The organism is Mycobacterium sp. SMC-21 (assembly GCF_045310825.1).
GTDB lineage: Bacteria > Actinomycetota > Actinomycetes > Mycobacteriales > Mycobacteriaceae > Mycobacterium.
Window position 1 is genome coordinate 21,090 of record NZ_JBJIAO010000027.1, and the last position, 12,223, is coordinate 33,312.

Here is a 12,223-nt window from a genome sequence, read left to right on the forward strand (position 1 = left end):
GGAGTGTCTCGATGACCGCCGTCGCCAGCCCCGCACCAGCAGCCCCGATCCGGGTCGCTGCCGGGACTACCGCCGGCGCCGCGGTCCGCGAGGCCGGGCTGCCGCAGCGCGGCGAGGTCGACGCCATCGTCGTGGTCAAGGACGCAGACGGCCGGCTGCGCGATCTGTCCTGGACCCCGGACGTCGACGTGGAGGTCATCCCGGTCGCCGCGAACACCGAGGACGGCCGCAGCGTCATCCGCCACTCGTGCGCCCACGTGCTGGCCCAGGCCGTGCAGGACCTGTTCCCGGAGGCCAAGCTCGGCATCGGCCCGCCGATCACCGACGGCTTCTACTACGACTTCGACGTCGCCGAGCCGTTCACGCCGGAGGATCTGGCCAAGCTCGAGAAGCGCATGCAGAAGATCATCAAGGATGGTCAGCTGTTCGACCGCCGCGTGTACGAGTCCAAGGAGCAGGCCCGCGAAGAGCTGGCCAAGGAGCCGTACAAGCTCGAACTGGTCGACGACAAGTCCGGCGACGCCGACATCATGGAGGTCGGCGGCGACGAGCTGACGGCCTACGACAACCTCAATCCCCGTACCCGCGAACGGGTTTGGGGCGACCTGTGCCGTGGCCCGCACATCCCCACCACCAAGCACATCCCGGCGTTCAAGCTCACCCGCAGCAGCGCCGCGTACTGGCGCGGCGACCAGAAGAACGCCAGCCTGCAGCGCGTCTACGGCACCGCCTGGGAGTCGCAGGAGGCACTCGACAAGCACCTCGAACTCATCGAGGAGGCGCTGCGCCGCGACCACCGCAAACTGGGCGTGGAGCTGGACCTGTTCAGCTTCCCCGACGAGCTGGGCTCGGGCCTGCCGGTGTTCCACCCGAAGGGCGGCATCGTGCGCCGCGAGCTGGAGGACTACTCGCGCCGCAAGCACCAGGAAGCCGGCTACGAGTTCGTCAACACCCCGCACATCACCAAAGAGCAGCTGTACATCACCTCGGGTCACCTGGAGTGGTACGCCGACGGCATGTACCCGCCGATGCACATCGACGCGGAGTTCAACGAAGACGGCACGCTGCGCAAGCCGGGGCAGAACTACTACCTCAAGCCCATGAACTGCCCCATGCACCACCTGATCTTCCGGTCGCGGGGGCGGTCGTACCGCGAGCTGCCACTGCGGCTCTTCGAGTTCGGCAGCGTGTACCGGTACGAGAAGTCGGGCGTCGTCCACGGCCTGACCCGCGTGCGCGGCATGACGCAGGACGACGCGCACATCTACGTCACCCGTGACCAGATGCGCGACGAGCTGACCACGCTGCTGCAGTTCGTGCTGGATCTGCTGAGCGACTACGGCCTGGATGACTACTACCTGGAGCTGTCCACCAAGGACCCGGACAAGTACGTCGGCTCCGACGAGCTGTGGGACGAGGCCACCGAGACCCTGCGCGAGGTCGCCGAGGCCTCCGGTCTGGACCTGGTGCCCGACCCGGGCGGCGCGGCGTTCTACGGCCCCAAGATCTCCGTACAGGTCAAGGACGCGCTGGGCCGCAGCTGGCAGATGTCGACCATTCAGTTGGACTTCAACATGCCCGACCGGTTCGAGCTGGAGTACACCGCGGCCGACGGCAGCCGGCAGCGTCCGGTGCTGATCCACCGCGCGCTGTTCGGGTCCATCGAGCGGTTCTTCGGCGTGCTCACCGAGCACTACGCCGGCGCGTTCCCGGCCTGGCTGGCCCCGGTGCAGGTCGTCGGCATCCCGGTCGCCGACGCGCACCTGGACTACCTGTACGACGTTGCGGCGCAACTGAAGTCGCGCGGCATTCGCGTCGAGGTCGACGGCAGCGACGACCGGATGGCGAAGAAGATCGTGAACCACACCAATCAGAAGGTGCCGTTCATGCTGCTCGCCGGTGACAAGGACATCGAATCGGGTGCCGTCTCCTTCCGGTTCGGTGACCGCACCCAGGTCAACGGCGTCCCCGTCGCCGAGGCCGTCGATCTCATCGCCGGGTGGATCGCGCGTCGCGAAAACGCTTTCCCGACGGCAGATTTGGTGAACGAGGCGCGGGGCGCACAGGCGTGACCGAGGATCGGAGCATCGTGGACCCCGGTGTCGGAGACGCCATTGTGGACCGGGGTGTCGGTGACGTCGACTACCTGCAGCGGCTGTGGACGCCGCACCGGATGAGCTACATCGTCGACGCTCCGATGAAAGGCGGCGAGGGCACGTCCGCGGGCTCGAAGCAGCCCTTCATCGACATTCCCACGATGTCCGACGAGGAAGGCCTGATCGTCGCGCGCGGCGAGCAGGTGTACGCGGTGCTGAACCTGTACCCGTACAACCCGGGACACCTCATGGTCGTGCCCTACCGCAAGGTGTCGGAGCTCGAGGACCTGACCGAGGCCGAGAGCAGCGAGCTGATGGCGTTCACCCAGAAGGCAATTCGCGTGATGAAGGCCATCTCGAACCCGCACGCCTTCAACGTCGGGCTCAACCTGGGCACCTCGGCCGGCGGCTCGCTGGCCGACCACCTGCACATGCACGTGGTGCCGCGCTGGGGCGGCGACGCCAACTTCATCACCGTCATCGGCGGTACCAAGGTGATCCCGCAGCTGCTGCGCGACACCCGCAAGCTGCTGGCCGACGAGTGGGCGGCGCAGGACGGGGCCGGGGCGAGCGGAGCGACGGGAAGGACTGAGGACGCCCCGTGAGCGACTTCTACCTCCTGACCCGCGCGGCCTACACCAAGTTGAGCCGCCCGCTGGCCCGGGGAGCGCTGCGCATCGGCCTGACGCCGGACAGCGTCACCGTCCTGGGCACCACCGCGTCGGTCGTCGGCGCGCTGACGCTGTTCCCGACGGGGCACCTCTGGTACGGCGCCCTGGTGGTCTGGTTCTTCGTGCTCGCCGACATGCTCGACGGCGCCATGGCCCGCGAACGCGGCTACGGCACGCGACTCGGTGCGGTGCTCGACGCGACCTGCGACCGCATCGGTGACGGCGCGGTGTTCTGCGGCCTGCTGTGGTGGATCGCGTTCGAGATGCACGACAAGCCGCTGGTCATCGCCACGCTGATCTGCCTGGTCACCTCGCAGGTCATCTCGTACATCAAGGCCCGCGCCGAGGCCAGCGGACTGAACGCCGACGGCGGCTTCATCGAACGCCCGGAGCGGCTGATCATCGTCCTGGTCGGCGCCGGTTTCTCGGATCTGCCGATCCATCCGCTGCCGCTGGCGCTGCCCATCGCGATGTGGCTGCTGGCGGTAGCCAGCATCATCACGCTGGGCCAGCGGGTCGCCTCGGTGCGCCGTTCGCCGGGCGCCGACCAGCCGCTGCCGTCGAGTGCGCCGTCGAAGGAGCAGCCATGAGCGTCCCCACCGGCGGTGTGCCGTCCTTCGGGGGTTTCGACGTCCCGATGGGCGAGCAGCTCAAGGACCTCGGCTATGCCGCGGGTTGGGGGCTGATCCGGACCATGCCGGAGTTCGCCGCCCGCAACATGTTCGACGCCGGTGCGCTGTATGCGGCGCGCGGCGGTGGTCCCGAGCAGCTGCGCAAGAATCTGGCCCGCGTGCTGGGTGTGCGGCCGGCCAAGGTGCCGGGCCGCGTCATCCGCGCCTCGCTGGCGTCGTACGGCCGTTACTGGCGGGAGGCCTTCCGGCTGCCGTCGATGAACCAGCGCACGCTCGGGGAGAGGCTCCGGCACTGCCTGGTGGGTACCGACCACATCGCCCGCGGGCTCGAGAACGGTAACGGCGTCATCCTGGCGCTGCCGCACAGCGGCAACTGGGACATGGCCGGTGTCTCGGTGGTGCACCAGTACGGCAAGTTCACGACGGTGGCCGAGCGTCTCAAACCCGAGTCGCTGTACAACCGGTTCGTCGAGTACCGCGAGTCGCTGGGATTCGAGATTCTGCCGCTGACGGGGGGAGTGCGCCCGCCGTTCGACGTGCTGACCGAGCGGTTGGAGGCCAACCGCATCGTCTGCTTGATGGCCGACCGGGACCTGTCCCGAAATGGCGTGCAGGTCAACCTCTTCGGCGAGCCGACCCGCATGCCCGCCGGCGCTGCCAAGCTCGCGCTGAAGACCGGTGCGACGCTGCTGACCGTGCACTGCTGGAACAAGCCCAACGACTGGCAGTTCGACATCTCCGGGCCGGTCGACACCTCGAGCGGCGACGTTGCGACCATCACGCAGGCTCTGGCCACCCGCTTCGAAGCGGGCATCGCCGCGCACCCCACGGACTGGCACATGCTGCAACCGCAGTGGCTGGCCGACCTGTCCGAGGAACGTCGGGCCCGGTTGGCCGGGAACGACTGATGCGCATCGGCATGGTGTGCCCGTACTCGTTCGACGTACCGGGCGGCGTTCAGGCACACGTGCTGCAACTGGCCGAGGTGATGCGCGGCTACGGCCACACGGTCAGTGTGCTGGCGCCCTCGTCGGCCGAGACGCACGCCGACCTGCCCGACTACGTCGTCTCCGGCGGCAAGGCCGTGCCCATCCCGTACAACGGGTCCGTGGCGCGGCTGCGATTCGGGCCGGCCACCCGCCGGATGGTCAAGCGCTGGATCGTCGAGGGCGACTTCGACGTACTGCACCTGCACGAGCCCAATGCCCCGAGCCTGTCGCTGCTGGCGCTCATGGTGGCCAACGGCCCGATCGTCGCGACGTTCCATACGTCGACCACGAAGTCGTTGACACTCAACGTCTTTCAGGGAATTCTGCGGCCCTGGAACGAGAAGATCATGGGTCGCATCGCGGTGTCCGATCTGGCACGGCGCTGGCAGATGGAAGCCCTTGGCTCGGATGCTGTCGAGATTCCCAACGGCGTCGACGTGTCGGCGTTCGACAACGCGCCGCTGCTGCCCGGCTATCCGCGGCCCGGCCGCACGGTGCTGTTCCTCGGCCGGTTCGACGAGCCGCGCAAAGGCATGCAGGTGCTCGTCGGCGCGCTGCCCAAGCTCGTGGCGGCCTGCCCGGACGTCGAGGTGCTGGTCGTCGGCCGCGGCGACGAGGAGGCACTCAAGGAGACCGTCGGCGAGCATGCGGGGCACCTGCGGTTCCTCGGTCTGGTCGATGATGCCGAGAAGGCGTCGGCGATGCGCAGCGCCGACGTCTACTGCGCCCCGAACACCGGCGGCGAGAGCTTCGGCATCGTGCTGGTCGAGGCCATGGCCGCGGGTACACCCGTGGTGGCCAGCGACCTGGACGCCTTCCGGCGCGTGCTGGACCAGGGTGCGGCGGGCCGGCTGGTGCCGGTCGACGACGCCGAAGCCCTCGGCGAAGCGCTGGTCGAGATGCTGTCGAACGACGCCGCCCGCCGCCGGTACGCCGAGGCGGCCGCCCAGGCGGTGCGGCGATACGACTGGTCGGTGGTCGCGCAGCAGATCATGCTGGTCTACGAGACGGTGGCCGGATCGGGGATCAAGGTCAGGGTGGAGGCCTGATGAGCTGGCTGCTGATCGTCGCACTGGTCTTGCTGGTGCTCACGGTCCTGTTCACCGTCGTGTGGGCCTATCAGACCGCGCATCGGCTCGACCGGCTGCACGTCCGCTACGACCTGTCGTGGCAGGCTCTGGACGGGGCGCTGGCCCGGCGCGCGGTGGTGGCCCGGGCCGTCGCCGCCGACGCGTACGGTTCCCGGCCGGCGGGCCGCCGTCTCGCGGCGCTGGCGGACGAAGCCGAGCGGGCACCGCGCGCGGCCCGCGAGGCCGCCGAGAACGAACTGTCGGGAGCCCTGGCGCAGGTCGATCCGGCATCCATCCCGGTCACCCTGGTCGCCGAGCTCGCCGACGCCGAGGCCCGGGTACTGCTGGCCCGCCGCTTCCACAACGACGCCGTGCGCGACACCCTCGCCCTGCGCGAGCGCACCCTGGTGCGCTGGCTGCACCTGGGTGGAACCGCGGCCATGCCAACGTATTTCGAGATCGTCGAGCGGGCGTCGCGGCACGAGCCCGGCGCGGTGGGACGACGCACGTCGGCCCGCGTGGTGCTGCTGGACCAGGACGGGCAGGTGCTGCTGTTCTGCGGCAGCGACCCGGCCGCCGACCCGCTGATGGCGCCGCGGTGGTGGTTCACCGTCGGGGGAGCGGTCGAACCGGACGAATCGCTGCCCGACGCGGCAGCCCGTGAGGTGGCCGAGGAGACCGGGCTGAAGGTCGACCCGGCCGATCTGATCGGCCCGGTGTGGCGGCGTGAGGCGGTGTTCGAGTTCAACGGGTCTGTGATCCGCAGCGAGGAATTCTTCTTCGTGTACCGCACCTCACGATTCGAGCCGGTGACCACCGGTCACACCACGGTCGAACGGCAGTCGATCCACGCCCACCGCTGGTGCGACGCGGCGGTCATCGCCCGGCTGGCCGCCGATGGTGAGACTGTCTACCCATTGCAGCTCGGCGAATACCTTTCCCTCGCAGGCGAATTGGCGGACGGGAAGGCTCCGGCGGCGATGGCCGGCCCGGCGCCGCAGACCATCCGCTGACCTGCGCGGATAACCGATTTGGTACGGCCACTAGACTTGGCGGGTACCAAATTCTTGAGGGAGATTGCAGTGGATACCGCAGCGGACAACAGCGGTCAGACGGGCACCGCCCGGGTCAAGCGCGGCATGGCCGAGATGCTGAAGGGCGGCGTCATCATGGACGTCGTAACACCCGAGCAGGCGCGCATCGCCGAAGGCTCAGGCGCCGTAGCCGTCATGGCGCTCGAGCGCGTGCCCGCCGATATCCGCGCGCAGGGTGGCGTCTCGCGGATGAGCGACCCGGACATGATCGAGGGCATCATCGACGCCGTCACCATCCCGGTGATGGCCAAGGCCCGCATCGGCCACTTCGTCGAGGCGCAGATTCTGCAGAGCCTCGGCGTGGACTACATCGACGAGTCCGAGGTGCTGACCCCGGCCGACTACACCCACCACATCGACAAGTGGAAGTTCACCGTGCCGTTCGTGTGCGGCGCCACCAACCTGGGTGAGGCCCTGCGTCGCATCAACGAGGGCGCGGCCATGATCCGCTCGAAGGGTGAGGCCGGCACCGGTGACGTCTCCAACGCCACTACGCACATGCGCAAGATCGGCGGCGAGATCCGTCGGCTGACGTCGCTGTCGGAGGACGAACTGTACGTTGCCGCAAAGGAATTGCAGGCGCCGTACGAGCTGGTGGTCGAGGTCGCGCGGGCCGGCAAGCTGCCCGTGACGCTGTTCACCGCCGGTGGCATCGCCACCCCGGCCGACGCCGCGATGATGATGCAGCTGGGCGCCGAAGGCGTGTTCGTCGGTTCGGGCATCTTCAAGTCGGGTGACCCGGCCGCTCGTGCCGCGGCCATCGTCAAGGCCACGACGTTCTACGACGACCCGGACACGCTGGCCAAGGTGTCGCGCGGTCTGGGTGAGGCCATGGTCGGCATCAACGTGGAGGACGTGCCGGAGCCTCATCGGCTCGCAGAGCGTGGCTGGTAAAACCAACAGGTGGCAATCGAGCAGATACTCGACCTCGAACAACTCGAGGTCAACATCTACCGCGGCAGTGTCTTCAGCCCGGAATCGGGTTTTCTGCAGCGCACTTTCGGTGGCCACGTAGCCGGTCAGTCGTTGGTGTCGGCGGTGCGCACCGTGGAGCCGAAGTACCAGGTGCACTCGCTGCACGGGTACTTCCTGCGTCCCGGTGACGCCCGCGCACCGACGGTGTACATGGTGGAGCGCATTCGCGACGGTGGGTCGTTCTGCACCCGCCGCGTGAGTGCCATCCAGCACGGCGAGAACATCTTCTCGATGTCGGCGTCGTTCCAGACCGACCAGTCCGGCATCGAGCACCAGGACGCCATGCCGGTGCCGCCGCCGCCCGACCTGTCGAAGGGCTTCCGGTCCGCCGGGGCGTTCGACGACGCCGGGTTCGCCCAGTTTGCCGAATGGGACGTGCGCATCGTGCCGCGCGACCAGGTCGTCCGGGTGCCCGGCAAGGCGTCGCAGCAGCAGGTCTGGTTCCGGCACCGCGACCCGCTGCCCGACGACCACGTCCTGCACATCTGCGCCCTGGCCTACATGAGCGACCTGACCCTGCTGGGTTCGGCGCAGGTGAATCACCTTGAGGTACGCAAACATATGAACATCGCCTCGCTGGACCACGCCATGTGGTTCATGCGGCCGTTCCGGGCCGACGAATGGCTGCTGTACGACCAGTCGTCGCCGTCGGCGTGCGGCGGCCGCGCGCTGACGCAGGGCAAGATTTTCAACCAGTACGGCGAGATGGTGGCCGCCGTGATGCAGGAGGGGCTGACCCGCTACAACCGCGGCTTCGTCCCACCGGCCGAGTGAGCCCGCACGTCGGTGTCCTGGCCTTGCAGGGGGACACCCGAGAGCATCTGGCTGCCCTGCGCGAAGCGGGCGCCGAGGTGTCCACGGTCCGGCGCCTCACGGAGCTGAATGCCGTTGACGCCCTGGTGATCCCGGGCGGCGAGTCCACCGCGATGAGCCACCTGCTGCGCGAGCTGGAACTCCTCGAGCCGCTGCGCGACCGCCTGGCCGCGGGCATGCCGTGCTACGGATCGTGCGCCGGCATGATCCTGCTCGCCACCGAGATCAACGACGCCGGTGTGCCGGGCCGTGAGGCCCTGCCGCTACGCGGGATCGATATGACGGTGCGGCGCAACGCCTTCGGCCGGCAGGTCGACTCGTTCGAAGACGACCTCGATTTCGTCGGCCTCGACGATCCCGTGCACGCGGTGTTCATCCGGGCGCCCTGGGTCGAGCGCGTCGGGCCCGACGTCGAGGTGCTGGCCCGCGCGGCCGGACACCCCGTCGCCGTCCGTCAGGGCCGCATGCTCGCGACGTCGTTCCACCCCGAGGTCACCGGCGACCGGCGCATCCACAAGCTCTTCGTCGAGTCCCTCTGACCGCGACAACCAGACGCGCAGGCGCTCGTAGATCCGCTCGTCGTTCAGCAGCGTGAAGTGGTGCGCCTCCGGTAGATGCAGGCGATTTTCGCGGTCAAACCCCATGTCGCGCTTGCGGCTTCGGCCTTGCGCGCTGCGCACCTGCACGAGTCCGTCGCCGAGTACCCAGCCGATCGGGTTGGCCGGCGTGCGGGCGATGGTCGCGGTCACGCAGTAGTACGAGACCCCCTCGAGCAGTGGCACGTCGATCGGCGGCTGCTGCGCCCGCAGGGCGTCCGGTTCGCAGTCGCGCCAGTCGCGTTCGTCGAGTGAGCCGAACCGCAAGTCTCTGATCCCGGTGCTGCGCCGGCGCAGCAGGTTGCCGAACGGGCGGGTCTCGGGCAGTGCGCTGAGCGCCGCCGACCCGTAGTGCACGACCTTCTCCAACGGTGCGCCGGTGTGCGGGGTGCCCAGCGTGACGACGGTGCGCACCCGATTCACCCATGACGCGCCGGGCACCGCGCACGCCGATCGGACGACCAACCCGCCCATCGAATGGCCGACCAGGGATATCGACGTGACCGGCACCGGCCAGGCGGCCACCAGCTGGTCCAGCAGTTCGGACAGCAGCACGCCGTTGTCGGAGATGTGCAGGCCGGTGTTGTAGCGAATCTCGACGCCGGTGATGCCGATGTCGGCCCCGAGCCGCTGGGCGTACGTCGGCCGCTTTCCCAGGGCCCAGAAGGCCTCGGTCTCGATCAGGCCGTGGAGGAACACCACGACGTCACCCGTCGCGGCCGGATAAGCGGCGCGCAGGCTGTCGGTGTCGAGGGTGACCGGCCGGCCGTCGACCCGCACCGACATCGTCGTCGCCAGCACGGAACCCTGCTCGTGGAGCTTGTCGCCGATCAAACCCTGCAGCACCGCGAGGACGCGTGCGCCACCGGCCTGATCGGACAGCTTGCCTGCGGTCTGGTCGTGCACGGCTTTGCCGGCGATGGGCGCGGCCGTGGTGGCCACATGGCTGATGGTGGAGTAGACGCCGTCGGTGATGGCGTCGTAGACGACCTTCACGGGCTTGGCGGCCGGGCCGACGCCAAGGCCCACCAGTCGGAAGACCCGCTCGGAGATGGCGCGCTGGACCTTGTGGATGCCGTCGACGGCGGTGCCCAGCTCGTTGAGTCCGAGCTCGGTGAGGGCGGCGGCTTCGCTGGCGAGAGGGTCGTCCATAGGTTGAGTGTACGACTGTTCACTGGAGGGCCTTCTGTGAATCCGCTGATTGTGAGCAGTTTCATCACGTCCGCACGTCATAGCGGCGGCTCGCCCGCTTCACAGCTGGGCCATAGCTGGGGCTGCCTTAATGGTCGGGTGACTACGACATCCGCCGCCGTCCTGGACGCCCCGATGGCCGAGCCGGAGATCACGGCACCCACCAAGACCCGCGAGCGCGCGGCGCTGGCCGTGCTGCTGATCGTGACGGCCGTCGGCTACCTGTGGAACATCACGGTCAACGGCATGGGCAACCAGTTCTATGCCGCCGCCGTGTGGGCCGGCTCCCGGAACTGGGAGGCGCTGTTGTTCGGCTCCATCGACCCGAACAACGTCATCACCGTCGACAAGCCGCCGCTGTCGCAGTGGGTGATGGCGCTGTCCGGGCAGATTTTCGGCTTCAGCAGCGCGAGCATGTTGATCCCCGAGGCGTTGATGGCCGTCGGCTCGGTGTGGCTGCTCTGCGCCGCGGTACGACGGGCCAGTGGTCCGGCGGCCGGGCTGCTCGCCGGTGCGGTGCTCGCGCTGACCCCGGTGTCCGCCATGATGTTCCGCTTCAACAACCCCGACGCGGCCATGGTGCTGCTGATGACACTGGCCGCGTACTTCACGGTCCGTGCGCTCGACAACGGTGCACATGGCGCGGCTCGCCGCGGCGGCGCCAAGTGGATGGCCCTTGCCGGTGTCGCACTGGGTTTCGCGTTCCTGGCCAAGATGCTCGAGGGTCTGATGGTCATGCCGGCGCTCGGTCTGACGTACCTCGTCGCCGCGCCCGTCGCGCTACGCGCCCGGCTGTGGCACCTGCTCGGTGCACTCGCGGCCATGCTGGTCTCCGCCGGCTGGTTCGTGGTGTTGACGATCCTGTGGCCGGCGTCGTCCCGGCCCTACATGGCCGGCTCGACCGACAACAGTTTCATGAATCTGGTGTTGGGCTACAACGGCTTTGGTCGCGTGCTCGGCAAGAACCACATGGGTAAGAGCGACCCCGACAAGCCGTCGACGGTGCACACCCTCACCGGGGAACACGCCGGACACGCCGCCGGTGAGACGATCAAGACCGCCGGGCACCATGGCTTCGGCATGGGTGATCAGACTCAGGGCCTGCCGCGGCTGTTCACCGGTGAATTCGGTTTCGAGATCGGCTGGCTGGTGCCGGCCGCGCTGCTGGCCACCGTGCTCGTACTGATCTCGCGCGGTCGCGCACCGCGCACCGATCGGGTCCGGGCCGGCGCCATCCTGTTCGGCGGCTGGCTCGTCAGTGTCGGCCTGGTGCTGAGCTTCATGAAGACCAACGTGCACCCGTACTACTGCCTCGCGCTGGCTCCGGCCATGGCGGCGATGTTCGCCGTCTTCGTCATCGAGTTCTGGCGCCGCCGGGACTCCCGGTTCCACCGGATCGGCTTGGCCGCAGTGCTTTTGGCCAGCGGGATGTGGGGCTTCGTGATTCTCGGCCGCAACGCCGACTGGCTGCCCGCACTGCGCTGGGTGATCCTGGCTGCCGCCGTCGTCGGCACGGTCGCATTCGTGTGGCCCGGGCGTCAGCGGGTGGCGGCAGCCGCGGTGGCGTTGGCGATGTTCGGCGCTGTCGGGGGTTCGGTGGCCTACTCGCTCGCGACCTTCGGCCAGCCGCACCTCGGCGGCGGGCCTTCCGTCGGCCCCGCGGACAAGGACGACAAACACGGCGGCTGGGGTCAGCGTGACGAGAACCCCCAACTGAACGCGCTGCTCAAGGCCACGAGCACCAAGTGGTCCGCGGCGATCGACCGGTCGTCGCCGGCCGCCGGTCTGGAGCTCGACACCCGCACGCCCGTCATCGCGATCGGTGGCTTCGGCGGGTCCGATCCGGCGCCGACGCTGCAGCAGTTCCAGTCCTACGTGGCGGCCCACGAGGTGGCGTACTACATCGTCTCCGACAACAAGGGGCACTGGGGCGCCGATGCGCACAGCGACATCGCCGACTGGGTGGGCGTCAACTTCGCGCCGATGAAGGTCGGGTCGGACACCGTCTACAACCTGCTGCAGCCGGTCCGGAAGTAGTGATTGACCAGGCCTGTCGGGGCCTCCGATTCGTCCACGTAAACTGATCAGCTGACGTT

10 protein-coding genes and 1 pseudogene are annotated in these 12,223 nt (G+C 68.6%); 10 read left to right on the forward strand and 1 reads right to left on the reverse strand.

Features of this window, described 5'->3' with window-relative positions; translation table 11 throughout:
• Positions 1 to 11 precede the first annotated feature (11 nt).
• The 9 genes from thrS to pdxT all read left to right on the forward strand — a co-directional run bounded on the left by thrS (position 12) and on the right by pdxT (position 8,879).
• Positions 12 to 2,072, forward strand: a complete 2,061-nt coding sequence (gene thrS, locus ACJH6H_RS21525; protein ID WP_135356929.1) for a threonine--tRNA ligase — start codon at positions 12 to 14, stop codon at positions 2,070 to 2,072.
• Entirely contained in the window at positions 2,069 to 2,701 is a 633-nt protein-coding gene (locus ACJH6H_RS21530) for an HIT domain-containing protein (protein ID WP_244602313.1), read from the forward strand. Before thrS ends, ACJH6H_RS21530 begins: the two co-directional genes overlap by 4 nt.
• Positions 2,698 to 3,357, forward strand: a complete 660-nt coding sequence (pgsA, locus tag ACJH6H_RS21535) for a phosphatidylinositol phosphate synthase (protein WP_406775778.1) — start codon at positions 2,698 to 2,700, stop codon at positions 3,355 to 3,357. Before ACJH6H_RS21530 ends, pgsA begins: the two co-directional genes overlap by 4 nt.
• Complete coding sequence (locus ACJH6H_RS21540; protein ID WP_135356931.1) at positions 3,354 to 4,307, forward strand: phosphatidylinositol mannoside acyltransferase; 954 nt, start codon at positions 3,354 to 3,356, stop codon at positions 4,305 to 4,307. Before pgsA ends, ACJH6H_RS21540 begins: the two co-directional genes overlap by 4 nt.
• Entirely contained in the window at positions 4,307 to 5,437 is a 1,131-nt protein-coding gene (locus tag ACJH6H_RS21545; RefSeq protein WP_135356932.1) for a glycosyltransferase family 4 protein, read from the forward strand. The genes ACJH6H_RS21540 and ACJH6H_RS21545 overlap by 1 nt, the downstream gene beginning before the upstream one ends.
• Positions 5,437 to 6,471 (forward strand): NUDIX hydrolase, encoded by a 1,035-nt coding sequence (locus ACJH6H_RS21550; protein ID WP_209841214.1) that lies wholly within the window; start codon positions 5,437 to 5,439, stop codon positions 6,469 to 6,471. The genes ACJH6H_RS21545 and ACJH6H_RS21550 overlap by 1 nt, the downstream gene beginning before the upstream one ends.
• Before the next feature lie 69 nt (positions 6,472 to 6,540).
• Positions 6,541 to 7,446, forward strand: coding sequence for a pyridoxal 5'-phosphate synthase lyase subunit PdxS (gene pdxS / locus ACJH6H_RS21555; RefSeq protein ID WP_020101778.1), 906 nt, complete (start codon positions 6,541 to 6,543; stop codon positions 7,444 to 7,446).
• Between the two features lie 9 nt (positions 7,447 to 7,455).
• Entirely contained in the window at positions 7,456 to 8,301 is an 846-nt protein-coding gene (tesB, locus tag ACJH6H_RS21560; protein WP_135356934.1) for an acyl-CoA thioesterase II, read from the forward strand.
• On the forward strand, positions 8,298 to 8,879 hold the full coding sequence (gene pdxT / locus ACJH6H_RS21565; RefSeq protein WP_135356935.1) for a pyridoxal 5'-phosphate synthase glutaminase subunit PdxT: 582 nt from the start codon (positions 8,298 to 8,300) through the stop codon (positions 8,877 to 8,879). The genes tesB and pdxT overlap by 4 nt, the downstream gene beginning before the upstream one ends.
• Positions 8,880 to 9,236: 357 nt before the next feature.
• Here the strand turns inward: pdxT and ACJH6H_RS21570 are convergent.
• A pseudogene (locus ACJH6H_RS21570) lies at positions 9,237 to 10,169 on the reverse strand (esterase/lipase family protein); the annotation flags it as partial.
• A 57-nt stretch (positions 10,170 to 10,226) separates the two neighbouring features.
• Here ACJH6H_RS21570 and ACJH6H_RS21575 point away from each other — a divergent pair.
• A complete protein-coding gene (locus tag ACJH6H_RS21575) occupies positions 10,227 to 12,164 on the forward strand; it encodes an ArnT family glycosyltransferase (protein WP_406775779.1) in 1,938 nt (645 codons plus the stop codon).
• Positions 12,165 to 12,223: the final 59 nt, after the last annotated feature.